At 72.5% G+C, this 24,906-nt stretch carries 16 protein-coding genes; 3 read left to right on the top strand and 13 right to left on the bottom strand.

Features of this window, described 5'->3' with window-relative positions:
* Positions 1-22 precede the first annotated feature (22 nt).
* Positions 23-1,072, top strand: coding sequence for a ketoacyl-ACP synthase III family protein (locus TPA0908_RS17490; RefSeq protein WP_281939268.1), 1,050 nt, complete (start codon positions 23-25; stop codon positions 1,070-1,072).
* Between the two features lie 10 nt (positions 1,073-1,082).
* Positions 1,083-6,230 (top strand): type I polyketide synthase, encoded by a 5,148-nt coding sequence (locus tag TPA0908_RS17485; protein ID WP_281939266.1) that lies wholly within the window; start codon positions 1,083-1,085, stop codon positions 6,228-6,230.
* A 67-nt stretch (positions 6,231-6,297) separates the two neighbouring features.
* Here TPA0908_RS17485 and TPA0908_RS17480 read toward each other — a convergent pair whose 3' ends face one another.
* From TPA0908_RS17480 to panD, 13 genes are all read right to left on the bottom strand, one after another.
* Positions 6,298-7,641: an NAD(P)/FAD-dependent oxidoreductase gene (locus tag TPA0908_RS17480; protein ID WP_281939264.1), complete on the bottom strand. Its 1,344-nt coding sequence runs from the start codon at positions 7,639-7,641 to the stop codon at positions 6,298-6,300.
* Complete coding sequence (locus TPA0908_RS17475; RefSeq protein WP_281939263.1) at positions 7,638-7,916, bottom strand: acyl carrier protein; 279 nt, start codon at positions 7,914-7,916, stop codon at positions 7,638-7,640. Before TPA0908_RS17475 ends, TPA0908_RS17480 begins: the two co-directional genes overlap by 4 nt.
* A 32-nt stretch (positions 7,917-7,948) precedes the next feature.
* Positions 7,949-12,886, bottom strand: coding sequence for a non-ribosomal peptide synthetase (locus TPA0908_RS17470; protein WP_281939261.1), 4,938 nt, complete (start codon positions 12,884-12,886; stop codon positions 7,949-7,951).
* A gap of 25 nt (positions 12,887-12,911) precedes the next feature.
* Positions 12,912-14,135, bottom strand: a complete 1,224-nt coding sequence (locus tag TPA0908_RS17465) for a cytochrome P450 (protein WP_281939259.1) — start codon at positions 14,133-14,135, stop codon at positions 12,912-12,914.
* A 101-nt stretch (positions 14,136-14,236) separates the two neighbouring features.
* A complete protein-coding gene (locus TPA0908_RS17460) occupies positions 14,237-16,462 on the bottom strand; it encodes an MMPL family transporter (RefSeq protein ID WP_281939258.1) in 2,226 nt (741 codons plus the stop codon).
* A gap of 76 nt (positions 16,463-16,538) precedes the next feature.
* A complete protein-coding gene (locus TPA0908_RS17455) occupies positions 16,539-16,808 on the bottom strand; it encodes a hypothetical protein (protein WP_281939256.1) in 270 nt (89 codons plus the stop codon).
* A gap of 30 nt (positions 16,809-16,838) precedes the next feature.
* The gene (locus tag TPA0908_RS17450; RefSeq protein WP_281939255.1) at positions 16,839-17,150 is read right to left on the bottom strand and encodes an ArsR/SmtB family transcription factor; all 312 of its coding nucleotides are present in this window, start codon (positions 17,148-17,150) and stop codon (positions 16,839-16,841) included.
* A gap of 83 nt (positions 17,151-17,233) precedes the next feature.
* Complete coding sequence (locus TPA0908_RS17445) at positions 17,234-18,823, bottom strand: tryptophan halogenase family protein (RefSeq protein ID WP_281939254.1); 1,590 nt, start codon at positions 18,821-18,823, stop codon at positions 17,234-17,236.
* Positions 18,824-19,015: 192 nt separating this feature from the next.
* Entirely contained in the window at positions 19,016-19,672 is a 657-nt protein-coding gene (locus TPA0908_RS17440; protein WP_281939252.1) for a DedA family protein, read from the bottom strand.
* Positions 19,673-19,810: 138 nt separating this feature from the next.
* The gene (locus TPA0908_RS17435) at positions 19,811-22,324 is read right to left on the bottom strand and encodes a non-ribosomal peptide synthetase (protein ID WP_281939250.1); all 2,514 of its coding nucleotides are present in this window, start codon (positions 22,322-22,324) and stop codon (positions 19,811-19,813) included.
* Positions 22,325-22,471: 147 nt separating this feature from the next.
* Positions 22,472-23,320 (bottom strand): SDR family oxidoreductase, encoded by an 849-nt coding sequence (locus tag TPA0908_RS17430; protein WP_281939248.1) that lies wholly within the window; start codon positions 23,318-23,320, stop codon positions 22,472-22,474.
* Positions 23,317-24,033: a thioesterase II family protein gene (locus tag TPA0908_RS17425; RefSeq protein WP_281939246.1), complete on the bottom strand. Its 717-nt coding sequence runs from the start codon at positions 24,031-24,033 to the stop codon at positions 23,317-23,319. Before TPA0908_RS17425 ends, TPA0908_RS17430 begins: the two co-directional genes overlap by 4 nt.
* 10 nt (positions 24,034-24,043) lie before the next feature.
* On the bottom strand, positions 24,044-24,475 hold the full coding sequence (gene panD / locus TPA0908_RS17420) for an aspartate 1-decarboxylase (protein WP_281939234.1): 432 nt from the start codon (positions 24,473-24,475) through the stop codon (positions 24,044-24,046).
* Between the two features lie 206 nt (positions 24,476-24,681).
* On the opposite strand from panD, the gene TPA0908_RS17415 reads away from it, so the two are divergent.
* Positions 24,682-24,897: an MbtH family protein gene (locus tag TPA0908_RS17415; protein WP_281939232.1), complete on the top strand. Its 216-nt coding sequence runs from the start codon at positions 24,682-24,684 to the stop codon at positions 24,895-24,897.
* Positions 24,898-24,906 lie beyond the last annotated feature (9 nt).

Below are 24,906 nucleotides of genomic sequence, written 5' to 3'. Positions count from 1 at the left end.
AACGGAAAGGAGCGCGGCGGTCGTGCGAACGCCGGACATCTTCATCAAGGGGCTCGGGACCTACGTACCCCCGACCGTGCCCATCGAGCAGGCGGTCGCCGACGGGCTGTACCCGGCCGAGGAGGTCGGCCTGCACCAGCTCGCCGGCGCCGCCGTGGCCGGGGACGTGCCCGCGCCCGAGATGGCGCTGCACGCCGCCCGCGAGGCACTCGGGCGCGGCGGGCACTCCCCCACCGACGTCAGCCTTCTGCTCTACGCCGACTCCTGGTACCAGGGGCCGGACGGCTGGCAGCCGCAGTACCACCTGCAGCGGCACCTGCTCGGCGGCGACCTGCTCGCGATGGAGGTACGGCAGGGCTGCAACGGCATGTTCGGCGCCCTGCAACTCGGCGCCGGATTCCTCGGCGACGGCGCCGCCCGGGCCCGGGCGGCGCTGCTCGTGGCGGCGGACAACTTCGGCACCCCGCTGATCGACAGGTGGCGGATGGGGCCCGGCTACGTCGCGGGTGACGCGGCGAGCGCGGTTCTGCTCAGCACCGAGCCCTCGTTCGCCCGGCTGCTCTCGGTCTGCTGCGCCGCCGTGCCCGGGGCCGAGAAGATGCACCGCGGCAACGAGCCGCTCTTCCCGCCGGGCCCGACCGTCGGGCGGTCCCTCGACTTCGCCGCCCGCAACGCCGACTTCAAGCGGGAGGTGCTGGCCGACGGCACCGGCACCGCGGCCCTGGTCGGCATCCACCGCCAGACGCTCGCCGTGGTCGATCAGACGCTCGACGAGGCGGGCATCGACATCGGCGACGTGACGCGGGTGGCGTACATGAACTACTCCCGGGAGATCGTCGAACAGCGCTGCATGGCCATGCTCGGCCTGGCGATGTCCCGCTCCACCTGGGACCACGGCCGCACCCTCGGCCACCTGGGCGCCAGCGACCAGATCGTGGCCCTGGACCACCTCCTCGCCACCGGCGCCCTCGAGCCCGGGGATCACCTGCTCATGCTCGGCGTCGGGCCGGGCGTGACGGTGTCCAGCGCCGTGGTGCGGATCGAACATCCTGCTCCCTGGTTCGAACAGTGAGGAGACACTGATGGGGACATCCGACATCGCGCCGATCGCCGTCATCGGCGCCGGCTGCCGGTTCGCTGGCGACGTCCACAGCGCCGACGACTTCTGGCGGCTGCTGGTCGACGGCCGGGACGGCATCGGCGACCCGCCCACCGAACGCTGGGCGGCGTATCAGGACGTCGGCCCGGACCATGCCACCGCCGCCCGCCAAGCCGCCGTTCCGGGCGGCTTTCTGCGTGACATCGACGTCTTCGACGCGGCGTTCTTCGGGCTGTCGCCGCGCGAGGCCGAGCTCATGGACCCGCAGCAGCGGCTTCTGCTGGAGGTGACCTGGGAGGCGCTGGAACACGCCGGCATCCCGCCGCACGACCTGGCCGGCGGAGACACCGGCGTCTTCGTCGGCGTGGGCTCCGACGACTACGGCCGCCGGATGCTGGAGGACCTGCCGTCCATCGAGGCGTGGACGGGCATCGGCAGCGCCATGTGCGCGGCGGCGAACCGCATCTCGTACGCGCTCGACCTGCACGGGCCCAGCGTCGCCGTGGACACCGCGTGCTCGGCCTCGCTGGTCGCCACCCACCTGGCCACCCAGGCGCTGCGCGACGACGAGTGCCGGATCGCTCTCGTCGGCGGCGTCAACCTGATCGTCTCCCCCGGCCTGACGCTCACCTTGCAGGCCGCCGGTGCGACCGCGCCGGACGGGCGTTGCAAGCCGTTCGACGCCGAGGCCAACGGGTACGGACGGGGTGAGGGCGGGGGCGTCCTGGTCCTCAAGCGGCTCGACGACGCGGAACGCGACGGCGACCGGATCCTCGCGGTGATCCGGGGCAGCGCGGTCCACCAGGACGGCCGCACCGGCGGAATCATGGCGCCCAACGGCGACGCCCAGCGCAGGCTGCTGGCCGAGGCGTGCCGCCGCGCCGGAGTGGACCCCGCGTCGGTCGACTACGTCGAGGCCCACGGCACCGGCACCCGGCTGGGCGACCCGCTGGAGGCGGGCGCGATGAGCGCCGTCTACGGCAGCGGCCGTCCGGCCGGGCAGCCCTGCCTGATCGGCTCGGTCAAACCCAACATCGGCCACCTGGAGGCCGGCGCGGGCATCGCCAGCCTGATCAAGGCCACGCTGGCGCTGCACCACGGGACGCTGCCACCGAGCCTCAACTTCCACGAGCCCAATCCCCTGATCGACTGGAGCGTCTCCGGGCTGCGCGTGGTCACCGAGCCCACGCCGTGGCCGAACCATGACGGGCCGCGCAGGTGCGGCGTCTCCGGCTTCGGATACGGGGGCACGATCGGGCACGTCGTGCTGGAGCAGGCGCCGGCCGACGCCGCGGCGCGGACGGACGCCTCGGGCCCGAGTGCCCCGGACGCGACCGAGCCGCGGCTGTATCCGCTGTCGGCCGGTTCACCACAGGCGCTGGCGCAGCGCGCGAAGGCGCTCGCCGACCAGCTCACCCAGGACGGGACGCTCCCGCTCGACGCGGTCGGCCGAACCCTTGCCGTACGCCGCTCGCACCTGGGACACCGGGCGGCGATCGTCGCCACCGGCCGTGACGAGCTCGTCGAACGGCTGCGGCTGATCGCCGAGGGTCAGCAGGACCGGAATGCCGTCCTCGGCTCACCCGGCGACGATTCGGGACGCGGCCTGGTCATGGTCTTCTCGGGCCACGGCGCGCAGTGGGCCGGGATGGGCCGCGATCTGCTGGTCGGTGAGACCGCCTTCGCCGAGGTCATCGACCGGCTGGAGCCGATCTTCCAGGCGGAGATCGGCTTCTCGCCGCGGCAGGTCCTGGTCGACGGCGACCTGGAGAGCGTGGACAGGATCCAGACGATGATCTTCGCGGTCCAGGTCGGCCTGGCGGCGGTCTGGCGTTCCTACGGGGTACGCCCGGACGCCGTCATCGGCCACTCGGTCGGTGAGCTGGCGGCCGCCGTCACCAGCGGCGCGCTCAGCCTCGACGACGGCGCGCGGCTCAGCTGCCGGCGCTCCAAGCTGCTGCGCCGCATCGCCGGTCAGGGCGCGATGGCCATGGTCGCCCTGCCGTTCGCCGATGTCGAGGAACGCCTGCGCGGACGCGACGACGTGGCCGCCGGCATCGCGGCGTCACCGTTCTCCACTGTCGTGTCCGGTGCGCCGGAAGCCGTCGAGGAGCTGATCGAGCGGTGGGGCGCCGAGGACGTCACCGTCCGGCGGGTCGCCTCGGACGTCGCGTTCCACAGCCCGCAGACCGATCCGTTGCTCGCCGATCTCGCCGCCGCCGCGGACGACCTGGACACCGGCAAGCCCCGGCTGCCCATGTACAGCACGGCGCTGGCCGACAGCCGCGGCGCCGGGACGCTGGACGGCGCGTACTGGGCCACCAACCTGCGTCAGCCCGTACGCCTGACCGACGCGGTCCGGGCCGCCGTCGAGGACGGCTACCGGGCCTTCCTGGAGGTCTCGGCGCACCCGGTGGTCGCCCACTCGATCCGCGAGACGCTCGGCGAGACCGACGCCCCGGACGCGTTCGTGGGCACCACCCTGCGGCGCGACCAGCCCGAGCAGGCCACCCTGCTGGCCGCGGCCGGCCTGGCGCACTGCCACGGCATCGCGCTCGACTGGGATCGCCGGCAACCGACAGGCGGCCACGTCGACCTACCCGGCATTCCGTGGCAGCACCGGTCCCACTGGCACGACACCGCCGTCTCCGGCCCGGGCGGCCGGCGCCCGCACGACCCGGCGTCGCACACGCTGCTGGGCGCCGCGTCCACGGTGGCTGGTCCGTCCGAGATCGAGGTCTGGCGTACCGACCTCGATCGGGAGAGCCGGCCCTATCCCGGCAGCCACACCATCGGCGGTGTCGAGATCGCGCCGGCCGCCGTCTACCTGACCACGTTCCTCGGCGCGGGCGGCGCGGACCGCACCGTGCTGACCGAGGTGTCCCTGCGGCTGCCGCTGGTGGCTCAGGAACGCCGCGAGGTCCAGGTGGTCCGGGACGGATCCGGCCTGCGGCTGGTGTCCCGGTCGCCGGGCGAGGACGGCGTCTGGCTCGTGCACGCGACGGCGACCGCCGGTCTCGACGACGGGGCCGCGGCCGCGGCGCTGCCCCGGACGCGCTGGCGGGCGGCAGAGCCGGGCGGCGTGCGGGAGTACCTGACCGGGGTCGGCGTGCCGACGATGGCCTTCGACTGGGATGTCGAGGAGCTGCTACGCGGCGATGACGCGCTGCGGGCCCGGGTCACCGTGGACGACACGAGTTCGTGGGCCGGGGTGCTCGACGCGGCGTTCTCCGTCGCGCCGACCGCACTGCCCGGCGAGCCTGTGCTGCGCATGGTGGCCGGCGTCGACCGGGTCCGGGTGACGGGCTCGCCGCCGGCCGTCGCCGACATCCACGTGGTGCGCGATCCGTCCGCGCCGAACCGCCTCGACGTGCGCGTCAAGGGCGCGGGCACGGAGGGTCGCGCCGAGATCACCGGGCTCGCCTACGCCGCCGTCGACGACGACACGCTGGCCGCCGCCGCGCCCGGGGAGCTGGTCCACGAGCTGCGCTGGCGCGAGCTCACGGCGGACGAGGACGCCGGTCCGGTGCCCGCCCTGGTGCTGGTCGGCGACCCGGATCGCACCGGCGCACTGGCCGGCGCGCTGCGCGCGGAAGGCGTCCCGGTCGACGTCGCCGACACGGCACCGGAGGACGCCGTGCTGCCGGGCGGCGAGTCGGCGGACGTGGTCCTGGTGGCCGGTCCCGCCCCGGGCGCCGGCGCCGATCTGCCGGACGAGGCGGCCCGCGCCACGTGGGACCTGCTCGGCACCGCACAGCGGCTGCTGGCGCGGGACCGGCGCGTCCGGTGCGTCACCACCGGGGTGCTGGAGAGCGAGTCGCCGGCCGCGCTGGCCCAGTCGCCGGCGTGGGGGCTCGGCCGGGTGCTCGCCGGCGAGTACGGGGAGCAGTGGGCCGGCATCGTCGACCTGCCCGCCGACGACCCCGCCGCGGAGATCACCACGCTGCTCGCCGTGCTGCGCGGAAGGCGGCGTGAGGACGTCGTGACCGTACGCGACGGCGTCGCGCGGGCCGCCCGCCTGGTGCGCACGGACCGCGAGCCGGCGGGCGGGCCGCTCGCCTGCCGTGCCGACGGCACCTATCTGGTCACCGGCGGCCTCGGTGTGCTCGGCCTGGACGTCGCCCGGTGGCTGGCCGAGCGGGGCGCACGGCGCATCGTGCTGGCGGGACGGACCGGGCTGCCCGCCCGGGCCGACTGGGACACGACGCAGGACACGGAGACGGCGCGGCGGATTCGCGGCGTACGCGAACTGGAAGGGTCGGGGGTCACCGTCAAGGTGATCGGCCTGGACGTCGCCGACGCCGCTGCGGTGGCGCGGGCCCTCTCCCCTGACGCGCTCGGCATGCCTCCGATCCGCGGCGTCGTCCACGCCGCGGGCGTCCTCGACAACCGGATGGCGCACGCGGTCGACGAGCCGTCGCTGCGCACCGTGCTGCGCCCCAAGGTGGACGGCGCCTGGGCGCTGCACCGGACGTTCCCGCCGGGCAGCCTCGATTTCTTCGTGCTGTTCTCGTCGTGCGGCCAGCTGCTCGGCCTGCCGGGCCAGGCGTCGTACGGCGCCGCCAACGCGTTCCTGGACGCGCTCGCCACCCACCGCGGCGACGTGATCAGCTTCGGCTGGACGTCGTGGCGTGGCCAGGGCATGGCCGTCAACGAGACCGTCGACCAGGAGTTGCGGTCCCGCGGCACCACGCCCGTCTCCCCCGCCGAGGCGTTCGCCGCGTGGGACTACGCGCAGCAGCGCGGCCCGGGCCACTACCCGGTCCTGCGGATGCTGTCGGGCGTGGAGGTGACCGAGCCGATCGCGCTGCTGAGCGAGGTGGCCGTCGCCGAGGCGGCCGGTCCGGCCGCGGAGGAGGACCTCGGTCTCGCCGGTCTCGACGCCGGCGAGCTGCGCGAGCGTCTCCTGGGCGAGGTGAGCAGCGACATCGCCGCCGAGATGCGGATGCCTGTGGATTCGCTCGACCCCCGGCGCTCACTCGTGGAACAGGGCCTCGACTCGGTGATGACCATCGTCATCCGGCGGCGCCTGGAGAAGCGGTTCGGTCAGCCGCTGCCGACCGCCCTGCTCTGGCAGAAGCCGAGCATCTCGGGGATCGCCGATCACCTGGCGACGCGGCTCGCCGCCTGATCCGCGCGGCGTACGCACCGGAAAGGGCCGGGCCGGGAACGAATCCCGGCCCGGCCCTTTCCGTGGGTCAGAAGCTCGGCGCCGCGGTCGGCGCCTTCAGCGTGCCGAGGTACTTGTGCCACAGGTGGTCGGGGTTGCCCTCCACCGTGGTCAGCACCTCGCGCATGGCGGCCAGCGCCTTGGGCTCCTCCCCGTCGTAGACATCGCCCTGCAGCATCTTCAGCACGTCGAGGCGGTAGCGCGGGTCCTGGACGAACGCGGTGAAGAGCACGTTCAGCCGGTAGTAGATGGAGATGAACTCGTACCAGTACTTCACGGCGCGGCGCAGCTTGTTCTCGTACGTGGCGAAACGCTCCTTGCCGAAGTCACCCGCCTTGTGCGCGGCGATGATGTCCTGCGCCGCGATGCGGGCGCTGTTCAGCGCCACGCTGACGCCGCTGGAGAAGATCGGGTCGACGAACCGGGCGGCGTCGCCGACCAGCACGTAACGGTCGCCGCAGATCTGCTTCATGGAGTAGCTGTAGTCGCCCTCGGTCTTGAACGGCCGGACCTGCTGCGCGTTCTTGAGCGCGTCGTGCAGGTCGGGCCGGCTGGCCACCATGTCCCAGAAGAAGCCGTCCTGGTCGCCGCCGAACTCGCGGAAGCGACTCTTCTGGCTGACCACGCCGACGCTGGTGACCTTGTCGGTGATCGGGATCTGCCAGACCCAGCTGTCCTTGACCTGGAGGAAGTGCACGAAGATGTGGTCCGCCTGCGCCTCGGTGGGCGCGAGGGCCCGGCGGTCCAGCCCCTCGAACCAGCTGTGCACGGCGTACTGGTCGAAGACCGGATCCGCGACCTTCGTGCGTAGCTGCCGGCCGAGCATCGTCTGCCGGCCCGACGCGTCGACCACCATCCGGGCGGTGTACGTCAACCGGCGCGGGCCGGCGCCGCACTCGACCGAGACCAGCTCCGGGTCGTCGAAGTTCACCCGGTGTACCCGGATGCCGTTGAAGACGGTCGCGCCGCTCTCCTGCGCGTGCTTGAGCAGAATGGCGTCGAACCGCCCCCGGTCGACGTGGAACGTGTAGTCGCGGTCCACGCCCGGCTGGTTGCGCTCGACGAACTGGACGTCGGCGGTCCAGCCGTGGCTGAGCCCGTCGTGTCCGAGCAAGGGGATGTATCCCGAGAGCCCCGACGTCCACGAGGCGCCGTACTTCTTCGGGAAGTCCGCCTCGTCGATCCGGCCGATCGCGCCGATCTCGACGAGCACCGGCGTGGTGGCGGGGACGAGCGACTCACCGACGTGCTCGCGCGGGAAGACGGCGCCCTCGATGACGGCGACCGAGATGCCGGCCTGAGCCAGGTAGGAGGCCATCGTGGAGCCCGCGGGCCCGCCGCCGACGACCACGACGTCGTAGTCGGCCGTCACCGCCGGCCTCCCGTCGCCGGAACCGGGTCGGCCTCGTCGAGCAGCGCGGCGATCGAGCGTACGTCCGCGAAGTTCTCGGCGTCGATCTTCTCGAGCGGCACGAGCAGACCGAGACGGTCCCGGATGAAGGTCATGAGGATCGCGATCCGCAGCGAGTCGAGCACCCCGGACGTCATCAGCGGAGTGGTCTCGGTGATCGGGCCGTCGTCCACGGCGTCGGGGAACTGCTCCCGCAGGAACGCGAGGATCTCCGGCTGATAGGTGTTCTCGGACATCAGAAGCCTTTCTTTGCTGGGGTACGGTCCGGTTACGCGTCGGAACTGCTGGCCACGACCTCCTCATCGGACATGCCGGCGATCTCCGCGGTGACGGCCTGCTCGACCGCCGCGGCGATCTCGGCGACCGTGTCCCCGTCGAAGATCGTGCGCATCGACAGGGGAACGTCGAACGCCGCCTGGATCGCGGCGATGACCCGGATCGCGAGGATCGAGTTGCCGCCCGCGGCGAAGAAGTGGGTGCCGGCGTCGACCGGCACGCCGAGGTGCTCGGCGAAGATCTCGGCGATGCGCTCCTGCACGACGCCGCTGACCGACGCGCTCGGTGCCGCCTCGCCCGGCGCGGTCGCCGGCGGCAGCGCGCCGCGGTCCAGCTTGCCGTTGGCGGTCAGCGGCAGCCCGGCCAGCGGCACGAAGGCGGCGGGCACGAGGTAGGCAGGCAACCGCTCGGCGCAGAAGGCCGCGAGGTCCGCCGGAGCGGTCGCGGGATCGGTCGGGACGACATACGCGACGAGCGCGGCGGCCTCGCCCGTGCCGTTCACCACGACGGCAGCGGTGCGAACCGCCGGGTGATCGCGCAGCACCGCGGCCACCTCGCCCGGTTCGATCCGGTACCCGCGCACCTTGACCTGCTCGTCCCGCCGGCCGAGGAACTCGATCGTGCCGCCGGGCAGCAACCGGACCAGGTCGCCGGTGCGGTAGATCCGCGAGCCGGGCGGCCCGGACGGGTCCGGCAGGAACCGCTCGGCAGTCGCCGCCGGTCGCCCGGCATAGCCGCGGGCCACGCCGGCGCCGCCGACGTGCAGCTCACCGACCACCCCGATCGGCTGCGGCGCCAGCCGATCGTCGAGCACGTGCAGGGTGACGCCGGGGAGCGGGCGGCCGATCGGCACGCGTTCACCGCGGACGGGCGCGGTCACCGGATGGATGCTGGCGCCGACGGTCGTCTCGGTCGGGCCGTACTCGTTGATCAGATTCTCCGGGCCCAGCGCGGCGGCCCACGCGTCGGCGAGCGGGACCGGCAACTCCTCGCCGGCGACCACGATCGTCGCGGCCAGCGCCGACATCTGCCCGGCGTCGAGCTGGTGGCGGAGGATGTCGAGGTAGCCAGGGGTCAGCTTGATGAAGGAGAACGCCCCCGCGGCCAGCAGCCGGCCGCCCAGCTCGGTCAGGTCGAGGTCCTGCGGCAGCAGCCGGACGGCCTGCCCGGCCAGCAACGGTGCCCACAGGTTCGGCACCACCAGGTCGAAGGCGACCGAGAGGAACACCGGCGCGCCGCCCGTGCCGCGGGACGCGAGGTCCCGCACCGCCCAGTTGACGTGCCCGGCCAGGCCGGAGTGGGTGACCTGGACCCCCTTGGGCGAACCGGTCGATCCGGAGGTGTAGATGACGTAGGCGAGCGCCTCGACAGCCGTGTCCCGCTCCGGGCGCCGCGCGTCGGCGGCGTCGATCACGGCGGCGTCCCGGTCCATCGCGACCACGGCGACGTCGTGCACGCCGTCGCCGAGCCGGTCCAGGTGGGACTGCGCGGTGACCAGCAGCCGGGCGCCCGCGTCGGCGAGCACCAGCCCGGCCCGGGCCGCCGGCGTCTCCGGGTCGAGCGGCAGGTACGCCGCGCCGGCCTTCCAGATCCCCAGCAGCGCCACCGGCAGCGCCGGACCGCGGTCGAGCAGGACACCCACGGTGGACTCCGGCCCGGCGCCCGCAGACCGCAGGTGGTGCGCGAGCCGGTTGGCGGCCGCGTCCAGCTCCGCGTACGTCAGCTCATCCTGATCGGTGACGACCGCTACGGCCCGGGGCGTGGCCGCCGCCTGCCGCTCGAAGCCGTCGAGCACCGTGCCGTCGCCGGTCCGCGCCGGAACCGACCGGTACCCGGTCAGCAGTTCCCGCTCGCCGGCCGGCAGGAAGTCCAGCTCCGACAGGCGACCGGCGGGGTGCGCGCAGATCGCGGACACCAGTTCGGTGAGGTGCCCGGCCATCCGCTCGATCGTTGCCCGCTCGAACAGCGACGTGGCGTACTCCAGCAGGCCGACCATCGCGCCGTCCGGCCGTGGCCGGACGTAGAGCGTGAGGTCGGTCTTGGCGACCCGGGAGGCGTGCACCAGCGTGTCCAGGTCCGCCTCGTCCTCGGGGGCGCCCGAGAGTTCGGCGCCGTGGAAGTCGAACGCCACCTGGTACAGCGGGGTACGGGACGAGTCGCGCGGCGGCGCGAGATCGGCGACCAGTTCGTCGAAGGGCAGGCTCTGGTGCGAGAGCGCCTGCTTGCAGACGTCCCGCACCCGCTCCAGCGCCTCGGCGACCGTCATCGCGCCGTCGAGCCGGCAGCGCAGCACCACGCTGTTGAGGAAGAACCCGACCACGTTCTCGGTCTCCGGCCGGCTGCGGCCGGCGACCGGTGCGCCCACCACGACGTCCCACTGGCCGGTGTAGCGGGCCAGCAGCACGGCAAAGGCGGTCAGCATGGTCATGAACGCCGTGGCGTCGCTGTCGCGGCCCAGCTCGGTCATCGACCGGGCGAGCGGCTCGGGGATCGCGAACGGGACGACGGCGCCGGCGCTGTCGCGGACGGCCGGGCGGAGCCGGTCGGTGCGCAGCTCGGTGGCCGCGGCCCCGGCCAGGTCCGCGCGCCAGTGGTCCAGGTCCGCGCGGCGCGCCGGCGCGTCGGCGGCGGCGCGTTCCCAGGCGGCGAAGTCGGCGTACTGGATCGGCGGCTCGGGCAGGTCCGCGCCGCGGCCGGCCAGCAGCTCGTCGAACTCGCGGGTCAGGATCGCGGACGACCAGCCGTCGCTCGCGATGTGGTGCACGAGCAACACGAGAGTCCGTGAGCCGTCCGGGACGGTCTGCGGGTCGGTGTGCAGCAGCGCCCGCACGAGGTGGCCACGTTCCAGGTCGAAGCCCGCACCGGTGGCGTCGGCGAGGACGTCGCCGAGCTCCGCGCGGGGCACGACGACGGTCCGCAGCGGGACCGGGCGCGGCTCCTGTACGTACTGCTTCGGCTCGCCGTCGACGACGGCGTACCGGGTACGCAGCGACTCGTGCCGGGCGGCCAGCGCATCGAGCGCCTGCCGCACCGCCGACTCGGGTACGCCGGCCGGGACCGTCAGGAAGACACCCGAGACCCACTCCCGGCTGCCCGGGTCGAGGCGGTCCAGCAGCCAGATCCGTTGCTGGCCGGCGGAGAGCGGCAGGCCGCCCTCGCGCGGCGCCCGCTCGATCCGGTGGTGGTCGTGGCGGGCGGCCTCGACCAGCTCGGCGTGCCGGGTCACGGTCGCCGGCGACAGCAACGCGTCCAGCGCGATCGTGCGGCCGTACGCCGAGCGCAGGCGGTTGGCCAGCTGCACCAGTTGAAGTGAGGAGCCGCCCAGCCGGAAGAAGTCGTCGTCGCGCTCGACCCGGTCGACGCCCAGCACCTCGCGCCACAGGCCGGCGATCCGCGCCTCCTCCGGCGACGCGGGCGCGCCGTAGGTCGCCCCGGACCCGGCGCCGGGTACGGGCAGTGCCCTGCGGTCGACCTTGCCGCTCGACGTGCTCGGCAGGGCGTCCATCGGCACGATCGCGGCCGGCAGGTGGGTGGCGGGCAGCCGCGTCGCCAGGAAGCCCGACAGCGTCGTCAGGTCGGCTCCGGGCGCGGCGACCGCATAGGCCGCGAGCCGCATCGCGCCACTCGACGCCCGATACGCCGAGACCGCCGCCGCCCGTACCGCTGGGTGGTCCAGCATCGCGGCCTCGACCTCGCCGGGTTCGATCCGCACGCCGTTGATCTTGAGCTGGTCGTCGAGGCGACCGGTGAACTCGAGAGCGCCGTCCGCGCGGCGGCGCACCCGGTCACCGGTGCGGTAGAGCCGGGCGCCGTCGCCGGTGGGGTCGGGCACGAATCGCTCGGCGGTCAGCGCCGGGTCGTTGAGGTATCCGTGCGCCAGGCCGACGCCACCGAGGAGCAGCTCGCCCTCGTCGCCGTCCAGGACGGTGCGGATGCCCTCGATGGCCCGCCCGATCGCCACCGGCCCGGACCGTTGCAGCGGGTCCGCCTCCTGCGCCACGGCTTCGATCGAGCACTCCGTCGGGCCGTACGTGTTCCAGACGGTGACCGACTCGGTGTGGTCCTCGACCTCCGCCAGGAAGTCCTGCACCAGCTCGGCCGTCAGCTGCTCGCCGCCGCTGGACAGCAGCCGCAGCCCGGTGCAGCGATCCCAGCCCGTCTCGTGCACGAGCGCGCGCAGCAGGGACGGCACCACCTGCAGCACGGTGACGCCGTGCTCGGCGACCAGGCGCACGAGCGACGCCGGGTCGCGCTCCGCGCCGTCGGGCGCCACCACCACGGTGCCGCCGGCGCGCAGGGCCGCGAAGATCTCCCAGCCCGCCGCGTCGAAGGTGACAGGCGTCTTGAAGAGCACCCGGTCGGCGGCGCCGAACCCGTGGCAGCGGACCCGCCAGGCGAGCTGGTTGTCAAACCCGGCATGCGGGATCACCACGCCCTTCGGGCGGCCGGTGGATCCCGAGGTGAAGAGGACGTAGGCGGCCGAGTCCCGGTCGATCGGGCGGAGGGCAGGTTCGGCCGGGCGGTGCGCGGACGTGGCGAGGGCGTCGTCGAGCACGACGGCGCGGGCACCGGCGGCCATCACGGGCGCCTGCGTGTCCGCCTCGGTCAGGGCGAACCGGGCGCCGCTGCCGGCCAGCAGGCCGCGGAGGCGCTGCGCCGGATGGTCGGGCGCGAGCGGGAGATAGGCCCCGCCGGCCCGCCAGATCGCGAGCAGGGCGATCACCAACTCCGCGCGGCGGCGCAGGAGCACACCGACCGGGTCACCGGGCCGCAGCCCCTGCTCCACCAGGAGTCCCGCCAGGCGGTCGGCGCTGCTGTCGAGTTCGGCGTAGGTGACCTCCCGGTCGCCGTCGGCCAACGCCACCGCGTCGGGTCGCGTCGCGGCGTGCCGGGCCACCAGCGCCGAGGTCGGTACGGCTTCGGTTGTCATGTCGATCTCCTCGCGTCGTCGCGGGTCAGCCGAGGGGGGTGAACGTGATCGGCAGCCGCTGCAGGAACCGGAAGTTGACGCTCTCCAGCCAGTCCGGCTCGGCGTCGACGGTGTGCAGGTCGCCGGCCCGGCGCAGCAGGGCAGCGATGCCGATCTCGATTTCGGTCACGGCCAGGGCGGCACCGAGGCAGTAGTGGATCCCGTACCCGAAGGACAGCTGGTCGGTCGCGTGGCGGGCCACGTCGAGCCGGTCCGGGTCGGGGTAGCGCTCAGGATCTCGGTTGCCCGCGCCGAGTACGAGCGTGACCGTGTCGCCCCGCTTGATGTGCCGCCCGCCGATCGCCAGGTCGTCGAGCGCCACCCGGGAGGTGAACTGCACCGAGCCGTCGTAACGCAGGAACTCGTACGCGGCGCCGTTCGCCAGCTCGGGCCGTTCACGCAGCAGCGACTGCTGGTCCGGTTGCTTGATGAGGGCCAGCACCGCGTTGCCGATCACGTGCGTGGTGGTGGCCTGCCCGGCGTCGATGAGCAGCAGGAAGTTGGCGAAGACCTCGTCGTCGGTGTAGTCCGCCTCGTCGAGCTGCCCCGCGATCATCCGGCTGAACAGGTCGTCGGCGGTGCCGGCCCGGCGCGCCGCGGTCTGCCGGTCGAAGACGGCCCGCAGGTCGTTGATGCGCGGCACGGCCCGGCGCGACTGCGTGAAGAACTCGTGCAGCAGGCCGGGCCAGTCGCTCAGCAGGTGCAGCGCATCGTCCGGCACCCCGGCCAGCCTGCCGACGACGCGGCGGGTGAGCGGTTCCGAGAAGTCGCGGATGACGTCCATCCGCCCGCTGCCGACCACCCGGTCGAGCAGGTCGTCGGCGATCTCCTGGACGAGTGGCCGCAGCTCGCGGATGAAGCGCGGGGTCAGGCCCGGCTTGATGAGCCGCCGCAGCCGGGTGTGCCGAGGCGGCTCGTTGAACAGCATCATGTCGGCGAGCGCCGTCTTGAGCGGCTTCATCTCGGTACGCGCGCTGGCCGGCAGCTGCTCGTAGAACGACTCGACGCGCGCGCCCGTGAGCCGCTCGTCCTTGGAGAGCTGAACGATCTCTGCGTAGCCGAGGACCAGCCAGGTCCGCATCCACTCGTCCCACAGCACGACGCCGTCGGTCCGCATCGCGCGATACAGCGCGTACGGGTCGAGTTTCCATTGCGGGTCGTAGAGGGCCAGCAGGCTCGGCGGCCGCGTCCCGGCGGAGGTGTCAGTCACCTCTCCAAGCGTCCGGAGCGGACTATATTTCTCCGGTACCGAAGCTATCGCGCCCCCGCGACGGTGGTCGCGGGGGCGCGGGTCGGCTCAGTGTGCCCGGGTCAGTGGGCGTGCGCGTAGACCTCCGGCTCGGCCTGGTCGGTCTTCAGCTCCCGTTCCCGGGAAAGGCTCCGGCGCGACCAGGCGCGGTCACCCAGCAGCGCCAGCGCGGCCGGCAACAGCACACCGCGCACCACCGTCGCGTCGATCAGGATCGCCACCGCCATGCCGACACCCAGCATCTTGTACTCGATGGCGGAGAGCGTCACGAAGACCGAGAATACGCCGATCATGATGGCGGCGGCGCTGGTCACCACGCCGGCGCTCGCACCGACACCGCCCACGGTCGCCGTGCGGACGTCAGCACCGGCCGCCCGGCGCTCACGGACCCGGCTCAGGATGAAGATGTGGTAGTCCATGCTCAGCCCGAACAGCAGCACGAAGATGAAGAGCGGCAGCCAGTCGGTGATGCCGCCGTACGCCGTGAAGCCCAGCAGGCCGCTCAGATGCCCGTCCTGGAACACCCAGGTGAGCACGCCGTAGGCCGCGCCGATCGAGAGCAGGTTGAGCACGATCGAGGCGACCGGCAGCCACCAGGACCGGAACGCGAGGCTCAGCAGGACGAACGCGAGCAGCAGCACGAAGGCGAACACGTAGATCATTCGTTGCCGTACCTGCTGGGTGAAGTCGTACGCGAACGCCGTCTTGCCGGCCACCGCGAACTTCGCACCGGGCACCTTGCCGAACGTCGCGGGCAGCACCTCCTGCCGCAGTTCGCGCAGTGCCTGGTTGGAGCGTTGGTCGGTGCCGTTGCCGTCGAGCGGGACCCGGACCACCAGCGCCTCACCCACCCGCATCACCGACACCGGCTCGTGCAGCAGTCCTCCGCTGGCGCCGATCCGCCGGCGCAGCTCGTCGGTCGCGGCCGTCATCTGCGGGCTTGCGGCGTCGGCTCCCCAGACGACCACCTGCTCCGGTGCGGCCGCTCCGGGGAACGCGGCCTGCATCCGGACCGCACCGTCGACGGCGGGCACACTGCGCGGCAGGCTGTTCGTCGGCCCGGCGTCCTGGAGCCGCATGTCGAGCGCCGGCACCATCAGGCCCACCAGCACGAGGACCGCGACCGTGCCCCAGAGCAGAGGGCGGCGTACGACGTTGCGGGCCACGGCCGTCCAGAAGCGCGACTCCCGCGCGACCGTGCGCCGGCGGCCGAGCCACGGCACCCGCGCCCGGTCCACGCGATGGCCGAGGATGGCCAGCAGTGCGGGCAGCGCGGTCACCGAGCCGATGACGGCGAGACCGACCACGGTGATCGTGCCCATGGTGAGGCCGCGGAAGTTGTCGAGGCCGGTCATCCAGAGGCCGCCGACACAGAGCATGACGGTCAGCCCGGAGATGACCACGACACGTCCCGAGGTGCGGGCGGCGATCTCCAGTGCGGCGCCGGTCTCCCTGCCGGCGGCCCGCTCCTCCCGTTCCCGGCGCAGGTAGAACAACGAGTAGTCGACGCTCACGGCCACGCCGATCAGCAGGATCATCGACGAGGTGGCGCTGTTGATCGGGACCACCAGGTCGACCACCGACAGCACGCTCATAGCGGCGGCCACGGTGGTCGCGGCGAGCAGCAGCGGGATGCCGGCGGCGATCAGCGACCCGAACACGACCAGCAGGATCAGGATCGTCAGCGGCAGCGACGTGGTCTCGGCGGTCTTGAAGTCCTTCTTGATGGCGTCGTCCACCGTGGCGGAGAGACTCCGGTCGCCCGCCTGGTCGATGCGCACGCCGGTGTGCGTGGCCGCGACGGCGCTGACCGCGTCGGTCGCCTTCTGGTAGTTGTCGAGCATCGCGTCGTCGGGCCCGGCGACGACGAAGGTGACCAGGCCGGACCGGCCGTCCGCGGACACCTGTCCGGGTGCGGCCGGGTCCAGCGGTGACCGGACGTCGGACACCGCGGACGGCATCTCACGCAGCTCGTCGACCACGTCGGCCGCGGCCGCCCGCGCCTCGGGGTCCGACGCGAACCCTGAGCTACCCGGCCCGCTCGGAGAAATGAGCACGTTCTCCCGGATGGGCAGGTACTCCGGCTGGTCGCGCAGAGCCTGCTGGGCCACCCCGGACTCGCCGGGATCATGAGCCGGTGCGCCGTTGCCGCTGATCAGCGAGCTGCCGAGGACGGTGGCCACGACCAGGACGAGCCAGCCGACCAGCACCGGCCATCGATGGCGCACCGACCAGCTCGCGACGCGCTCGGCGAACGGCTTCCGGACGTCTCCAGTTTGGATGGACACAGAGACAATTCCCCTCTTGAAAAAGACGGCGTTTCTCTGTCGTGCCTCCGAGCGCCGGGCCCGTGCACCACGAGCGCTACTCGACGTCCTTGAGGATGCGCTCGATGGCGGCCAGACGCTCCTCCAGGCCCGCCATTCGGGTGTCGATCCCGGTGAGCTTTCCCTCCACCGCCTCCTCAGCGGCCGTGGAACGCTTCGCCAACTCGCGATAGTCGTTGTCGCGAGCAATGGCAGCCTTGGCGCGCAGCGTCTTGGCGACCTCGCGGATCACCAGGGCAAGAACGGTGATCACCAGGGCGAAGAGCCCGATGGCTCCGATGACTTCCTGCCAGGCCAATGCGTCCATGCCAGCATTCCCCTTTTACCGCTGCGACTGTCATTTGGTGAGTGTCCGCACCGCGTCCGCGATGGATTCCGGCGTCAGGGTCAGCGCGAAGTCACGGACCTCGTAGAACTTCATCGCCTTGCCGTCCTCGGAGAACTCGAGCTGCGAGTCCACAAGGCCCGCCGCCTCCAGCTTGCGCAGGTGGACCTGCAGCAACGCCCGGCTGATGCCCAACTCGCGGGCCAGCTGACTGACATAGTTGCGCCGCTTCGCGAGCACCCCTATGACCCGCATGCGATGCGGGTTTGCCAGCGTCGCCAGCGTTTCGACGAGTTCGTCACCGTTCACCGTAGCGGGCTCCACGTGACCTCCTGCATGTGCATAAAAAACTTAGCACATGCCTAACCAGGCAACAACCGGACCCGGCGCGGACCGCTCACCGCGGCTCAGCCGTGCAACTGGCGCAGGTACTCGTACGTGCTCGGCAGCGTGTCCAGCAGCTCCCGCTGCTTCCGCTTGATCTCGGCGAAGATGGGTTCGGCCCGCTGCATCGCGCCGTCGCGGTAGGTGAGCGCCGGCAGCGGGTGCTCCGGAAGCACGTCGAGACCCGCGAAGACGCAGTAGTAGCTGCTGTTGGTCCAGTAGTTGCGGAACTCCGCCTCGAAGTTGGCGTAGTAGGTCGACTCGTCGGTGATCGGCATGTTGATCGCCAGCCCGGCACGGTACTGAGCGATCTTCCGCTTGATGTCGTCGGCCAGGACCAGTTCCTTGCAGGCCCGCCAGAAAGGGGTGTCCCGGCGCGGGGAGAGGCTGAAGTGGGCCTGCAGGAAGTCGCGCGAGTCGTCGAACATGTGCTCGATCTCGTCGTTGAACGAATCCCGCAGCGCCGGGTCGAAATTGCGGTCGGGGAAGAACTTGCCCAACTGGTAGAGCGCGGCGGTGATGAAGTAGATGCCCGTCGACTCCAGCGGCTCGAGAAAGCACGAGGAGAGCCCGATGCTGACCACGTTGCGCACCCAGGCCCGGCGGTTGCGGCCCACCCGGAACGTGATGTGGTTCAGCGGCTGCGTCTCCGGGTCCAGCCCCCACAACTCGCAGAACTGCCGGGTGGCGGTGTCCTGATCGGCGAACCGGCTGGAGTAGACGTACCCGGTGCCGAAGCGGCCCAGCATCGGAATCTTCCACGTCCAGCCCGACGGCATGGCGATCGAGGAGGTGAACGGCTCGACACCGTCGGCCTCGTCGTCGTGCGGCACCGCCGTGGCGACCGCCCGGTCGTTCAGCAGGTTGTCGCTCATGTCCAGGAACGGCTCGCGCATCACCTTGTTGATCAGCAGGCTGCGGAAGCCGGTGCAGTCGACGAACAGGTCGCCGTCGACGGTCCGGCCCGACTTCAGCCGCAGCGAGGTGATGTGGCCGCGCTGGTCGACCTCCGCGTCGACCATCTCGTCCTCGATGTGGATCGCACCCTGCTTCTCGGTGGCGAACCGTCGTAGGAACGCCGCGACGAGGCTGGCGTCGAAGTGCCAGGCGTAGTTCGTCCACTTGGTCCCGTCGGCGAACCGCGGAGCCAGGTTGGCGTCCAACACCGGCGACTCGCGGTAGCAGGCGTAGTCGAACGGCTCATCCGTCTCACCAGCGACACGCTTCGCCGCCCAGTAGTGCGACAGCGGCAGGTTCTCCGAGTTCGGCAGGATGCCGAACAGGTGGTAGAAGTGGTCGCTGTAGCCGTTGAGCTGCCGCGGCTTGGGGGAACCGGCGCCGGGCGTACGCCAGTTGACGAATTTGATCCCCATCTTGAAGCTGGCGTTGCACTCACGCATCCAGTCCTCCTCGGCCAGACCGAGGAAGTCGAAGAAGGTCTTGTGCAGGTTCGGCACGGTCGCCTCGCCCACGCCGATACTCGGGATGGACGGCGCCTCGACGACCGTGATCCGGACGTGCGGCCCGAGCGCCCGGCCGAGGTAGGAGGCCGACATCCAGCCGGCCGTCCCGCCGCCGAGGACGACGACACTTCTGAGCCTGTTGTCTTCCATTCGCATGGCACCCTTCGGATCGGATCCGTGTCCCGGGTAGGGACGGATCGTGGCCTGCCGCGCGGCGAATCCGCGCCGACGCCACTGTCGCGAAGGGCCTTGATAGGCGGCCTATATTCCAGCTATCCGGGCGAATCCCGGACAGGATGACGGCCCGGCACGCCGAAGCGCACCGGGCCGTCGTGCGGAAGGTCAGACGGCAACCGGCTCCCGGCGCTCGACCTTCCGCCGGGCGCCGACACCGAGCCGCGGGGGGTCGGCTGCGGCGGCGGCGCGTCGGGCGGCACGACGGGCCCGGACCTGGAGGACGACGGCGATCGCCGCACCCAGGACGATGCCCGGAATCGCACCGATGAGGGGACGATCGGCGAAGGCCATGCCGCCGAGCCGTCCGAGGCCGTTCATGTAGAGCGACCACAGCACGCCGGCGAGCACGCTCACCGGCAGGAACCGGCGCAGCGGGAACCCCATCGAGCCGGCCGCCAGCGTGGCGGCCGTGCGCCCGCCGGGCAGGAAGTGGCCGACCAGCAGCGCCACGCCGCCACGCCGCTCCACCGCGCGTTCCGCGCGGGCGAGCGCCGCACCGAGGGCGCCGGTGCGACTCCGACGGAGCCGCCCGAGCGTGCTACGGCCCAGCAGGTAGGCCAGGTAGTCGGCCGCCACCGAACCGGCGGCGGCTGCCACCAGCAGGCCGACCGGGTGCGGCTGGCCCGCGACGGCGAGCGCGCTCAGGCAGATCGTCAGCGAGTCGGACGGCAGGGCGGGGAAGACACCGTCGACCGTGACCACGAGTGCGGTGAGAACGTAGATCCACGGCGATCCGGCCAGGTGCATCAGGTGCGCAAGCATCGTTCCACCTCCTGTCCGATCACGGCAGGCGCCGCCTTGGTGATGTGCAAAACCAGACTTGCACATGCCGATCGGAGTTAACAAGAGCGACGCCCCGGAGATTGACCCTGACGTTTCTCGGCGTCGATCTGCCGACGGTCAGGGGGATCCGGCGGTCACCAGGTGATCCGCCAGCTCATCGAGCCGCGGATGGCGGTACAGCTCCCTCAGTGGGAGGCGTGGCAGCCCCCGCTCGCGCATGAGGGACGCGATGCGGACCGCGTACAGCGAGTTGCCGCCCAGCTCGAAGAAGTTGTCCGAGCCGTCCACCGGCACGCCGAGCACGTCCTGCCAGACGGCGGCCATCGCCCCCGCCAGACCCCCGTCGGCAGCGACCGCCGGCGCGGACGCGGGTGCGGGCGGTCGGCCGACGGCGGGCGCCGGCAGCCGGTTGCGGTCCAGCTTGCCGTTGACGGTCAGCGGCAAGGACTCCACCGCCGTCACCGTCGCGGGCACCATGTACTCCGGAAGCATCCGGGCCGCCCGCTCCCGGACTCCCGCCACGCCTTCCCCGCGCGGCACGACGTAGGCGTCCAGGCGCTGCTCGGCGGCGTCGCCGTTACGGCCGCCACCGACCACGACGGCGGCTGCGGTGACGGCCGGGTCGGCGAGCAGCACCGTACGGATCTCGTCCAGCTCGATCCGGAAACCCCGGATCTTGACCTGGCTGTCGATCCGCCCGAGATGCTCCAGGCTGCCGTCGGCGCGCAGCCGACCACGGTCGCCGCTGCGGTACATCCGGCCGCCGGACCACGGATCGGGAACGAAGCGCTGCGCCGTCAGGGCGGGCTTGCCCAGATAGCCGGCCGCCACTCCCCGGCCGCCGACGCAGATCTCGCCCGGCGCCCCGATCGGCTGCAGGCGGCCCCGCTCGTCGATGACCCGCAGCGACCAGCCGGGCAGTGCGCGCCCCACCGAGCGCGACCCGGCCAGCGCGTCGCCGCGGGTCACCGTGTGCTCGGTGACGTGCACCGTCGTCTCGGTGATGCCGAACATGTTCACCGCACGGCACGCCGGCTCGGGGTAGCGGTCGTGCCACCGCAGCAGCAGCCGCGCGTCCAGCGGCTCACCGCCGAAGATCACCAGGCGAACCGCGAGCCGCCGGTCGGCCCGCGCGTCCTCCGCGACCAGCTGCGCGAAGGCCGACGGCGTCTGGTTCAGGACGGTCACCCGTTCCTGGGCGAGCAGAGCGTGGAAGTCCTCCACCGATCGCGACGTCCAGTACGGCACGACGACCAGCCGGCCGCCGGTCAGCAGGGCGGCCCAGATCTCCCAGACGGAGAAGTCGAACGCGCCGGAGTGGAAGAACGTCCACACGTCGGCCGTCCCCAGCCCGAAGTTCCCGCGGGTGGCGGCGACCAGCGCCGTGACGTTCTCGTGCGGGACCACCACGCCCTTCGGGCGCCCGGTGGAACCCGAGGTGTAGATGACGTACGCGGGTGCGCCGTGGTCCCGGTGCGGGACGAGCCCGTCCGCCTCCCCCGCCGCCAGGTCGGCGGTGGTCAGGACCGGCGGGAGGCCGGGTCCGTCGAGCACGCCCCCGTCCGCGACGATCAGGACCAGGCCCGCGTCCCGCACGGTGTACTCCAGCCGGGCCCGTGGGTAGGCGGGGTCCATCGGGACGTAGACAGCGCCCGCGCGGACCGCGGCGAGCATGGTGACGACCAGGTGCGACGAACGCTCGAGGCAGATGCCCACCCGGTCGCCGGGCCGTACGCCTGCCGCCCGCAGCGCCGCGGCGAACCGGCCGGCCCGCTGGTCCACCTCGCGGTACGTCAGCGTGTTCCCGTCACAGGTCAGCGCGGGCGCCTCCGGGTGCAGCGCGACCCGGGCCGTGAAGAGCTCGTCGAGATGGGCGCGCGATCCGGGCGGCTCGGGCGTCTCACCGAGGGCGGCCACCCGCGCGCACTCGTGCTCGTCGAGCAACTCGACGTCGCCGGGCTCCGCGGCCGGGCCGCCCAGTTGGGCGTGCACGTGGGCGACGTGGGTGGCGAACCGGCGGGCCGACGCGCCGTCCACCGCGTGCTCCTGATGATGCAGCTCCAGGAAGCGCTCGTCGGCGCCGCGCCGGACGAGGAAGGTGAGTGGGAACGGCGCCGCCGGGCCGGGACGGTAACGGGCGTCGAACTCGCCGAGCAGGACTGCGGCGTACGGGTCCTTGTCGCCGCCCGTGACGAACGGTCCGGGGGCCTGCGGTGCCCGGCCCAGCGTCACGACGGCGGGACAGCGCTCGTCGTCGTAGCGGGCGAGGACGGCGGCGACCGCGTCGGCGAGCAGGCCATCGGTCGGTCCGGGGCCGAGCGGCACGCGGACCACCCCCGTACGCCCGTGCGCCGCGGGGTCGGGCACCGCCCAGTCGAACGGGGACGCCCCGGGCGCGGGCAGCGGCGCGGGCGCGGCAGAGCGCGACTCGGGCCCGCTGCGGTGGCCGAGCACGACGTCGGCGACGAACGCGAGCGAGGCCGCGTCCACCGCGGAACGGTCGGCCACGAGGATCAGCTCGGCCGCACCGCCTGGGTAGGTCAGCACCACGGCCCGCAGCGGATCGGCCGGGTGCGCCAGCTCGGCCCGCCGCCGCCGGTCGGCGAGATCCGATCCCACGGGCGCGGGCACGCGGTCGACCCACAGGCGCGGGCTTCGCGGGCCCGGCCACCAGACCGCGGCCGCCTCCTGAAAACGCCGTTCGAGATCGGCCGGGTCGCCTGGGGCGGCGACGCACCAGCCGTGGTTTCCGGACAACACGGTCAATCTCCCTCGCACTCAGCGGGCAGTGAAACCGCCGTCGACGGTCAGCACGCTTCCGGTGACCTGGCGGGCGCCGTCACCGGCGAGCCAGAGCACCGCACCGGCCACGTCGTCCGGCTCGATCAGGGTGTTCATCGGCTGGTCGCGGACGAACGTCTCCTCGTGCTCGGCGACCGGCACCTCGAGCGACCGCGCGATCTCGGCGAGCATCCGGCCCTCGACCCGCGGGTCGTCGCGGACCGAGCCGGGGCACACCGCGTTCACCCGCATCCGGTACGGCGCGTAGTCGAGCGCGGCGGCCCGAGTCAGTCCGATCAGGCCGTGCTTGGCCGCGACGTACCCGGCGAAGTGGCGATAGCCGACCAGGCCGGCGGTGGAGGAGACGTTCACGATGCTGCCGGAGCGCCTGCGCATCATCAGGCCACCGACGGCGTGGATCGTGCGCCAGGCGCCGCTGAGGTCGACGTCGAGCATCAGCTCCCACTGCTCCTCGTCGATGTCGTGGACCGCCCGGCCGGACGGCGCGGCGATGCCCGCGTTGTTGACCAGGACGTCGATCGTGCCGAACCGCTGCGTGGCGGCGTCGACGGACTCCTCGATCGCGCGCAGGTCCCGCACGTCGGCCTGCCGCGCCAGCACCGCGGCGCCGGCGTCGCGGCAGAGCGCGGCCGTGTGCTCCAGCTGGCTGGGCGAGGCCATCGGGTACGGCACCCCGGGCAGGTCCCGCGCGACGTCGAGCAGGACCAGGTCGGCGCCGGCACCAGCCAGCGCCACCGCGATGGCCCGGCCCAGGCCACGCCCGGCCCCGGTCACCATCGCGGTTCGGCCGGTCAGGTCGTTGGCGATCGTCGGCGCGGCGGTCATGACATCCCCGGCCGGGCGAACAGGCTGCCGTCGATCAGCCGCAACAGCGCGCGCTCGCCGCCGGGCTCGGTCAGGTACATGTGACCGCCGGGCAGCTCGGCGCTGGTGAAGGCGGCGGTCGTGGTGTCCGCCCACTGGCCGCACTCGGCCGGCGTGACCAGGTCGTCGCCGTCGCCGCGCACGGCCGTCACGGGCGTCCGCAGCGGCGGTCCCGGCGGCGGGCGGTAGCCCTCGTGCATCGCGACGTCCGCGCGCAGCATCGGCAGGATCATCTCGCGCATCTCCGGGTCGTCCATCGCCGGATGGCGGTAGCCGGCCAGGCGGCGGACGGCGGCCAGGAACGCGTCGTCGTCCAGCCCGGCGGCCGGATTCTCGCGTACGGTCCCCGGGCCGGGCGATCCACTGACGACCAGCCCGGCGATCGGGCCACCGGCGGACATCCGCCGCGCCAGCTCGTACCCGAGGACGGCGCCGAGGCTGTGCCCGAAGATCACGATTCGCCCGGCGTCGTCCAGCCGCGGACGCAGCCAGGCGTGCGCCTCGTCGACCGCGGCGGCGACGGTCGTGTGCGGCTCGTCGTCCAGCCGCTCCTCGCGGCCGGGCAACTGGACCGCCAGCACCCGCCAGTCGGCGGGCGCGGCGGACTGCCACTTCTTGAAGAATGACGCGCCCGACCCGGCGAAGGGCAGGCAGATCAGCGTGACCGACGGCACGGTGGTCTCCTCAGCTCGGCTGGTGGACAGGGTCGACCACGTCGCCGCGGAACAGCCCGGAATCTTCGGGAACCTCGGCCGGGTCGTCACCGAGGAGGCGGATCCGGTTGCGCTCGTCGACGAAGACCACGCGCGGCCGTGCCGTGCGCACCTCGGCCTCGGTGTACATCCCGTACGCGATGATGATCACCAGGTCGCCGGGGCTGATCAGCCGTGCCGCGGCGCCGTTGATACCGATCATTCCGGTCCCGCGCGCGCCCTCGATGACGTACGTCGAGAGCCGGTTCCCGTTGTCGACGTCGACGATGTCCACCTTCTCGTCGACGGCCAGGCCGGCCGCGTCCATGAGGTCGCGATCGACGGTCAGTGACCCGACGTAGTGCAGGTCGGCCTGGGTCACCGTAGCGCGGTGGATCTTCGACTTCAGCAGCGTCGTAAACATGATTCGTCCCTCGACAGTCGTCAGTCGCCATGTGCACGCCACCGTCGGTCGATCTCCGATATTGCGCCTATATGCCGCCTATCACGGCAGCCACCATCCGTGGCCGCCGCGCCGCCGCCCGGCCGTCCGTAGCTGGCGTATAGGCGGAATATCGGCGGGCCCGCAGGATCGCTAGCAATGACACCCGTCCGGTGAAGGAGGCCGTCGTGGCCGACGAACGCGAAGACAACCAGCGGTACAAGGTCGTGCTCAACGATGAGGAGCAGTACTCGATCTGGCCGGCCGACCGGGACGTCCCCGCCGGCTGGCGCGGCGACGGCGTCGAGGGCACCCGTGACGAGTGCCTGAAGCACATCGGCGAGGTGTGGACCGACATGCGCCCGCTGAGCCTGCGCCGCCGGATGGCGGAGACGGCGAGCTGAGCGGCGCCG

It is taken from the genome of Micromonospora sp. AKA38, assembly GCF_027925725.1.
Taxonomy (GTDB): Bacteria; Actinomycetota; Actinomycetes; order Mycobacteriales; family Micromonosporaceae; genus Micromonospora.
Note: the sequence above shows the minus strand (reverse complement) of the source record. Positions and strands in the feature narration are given on the sequence as shown.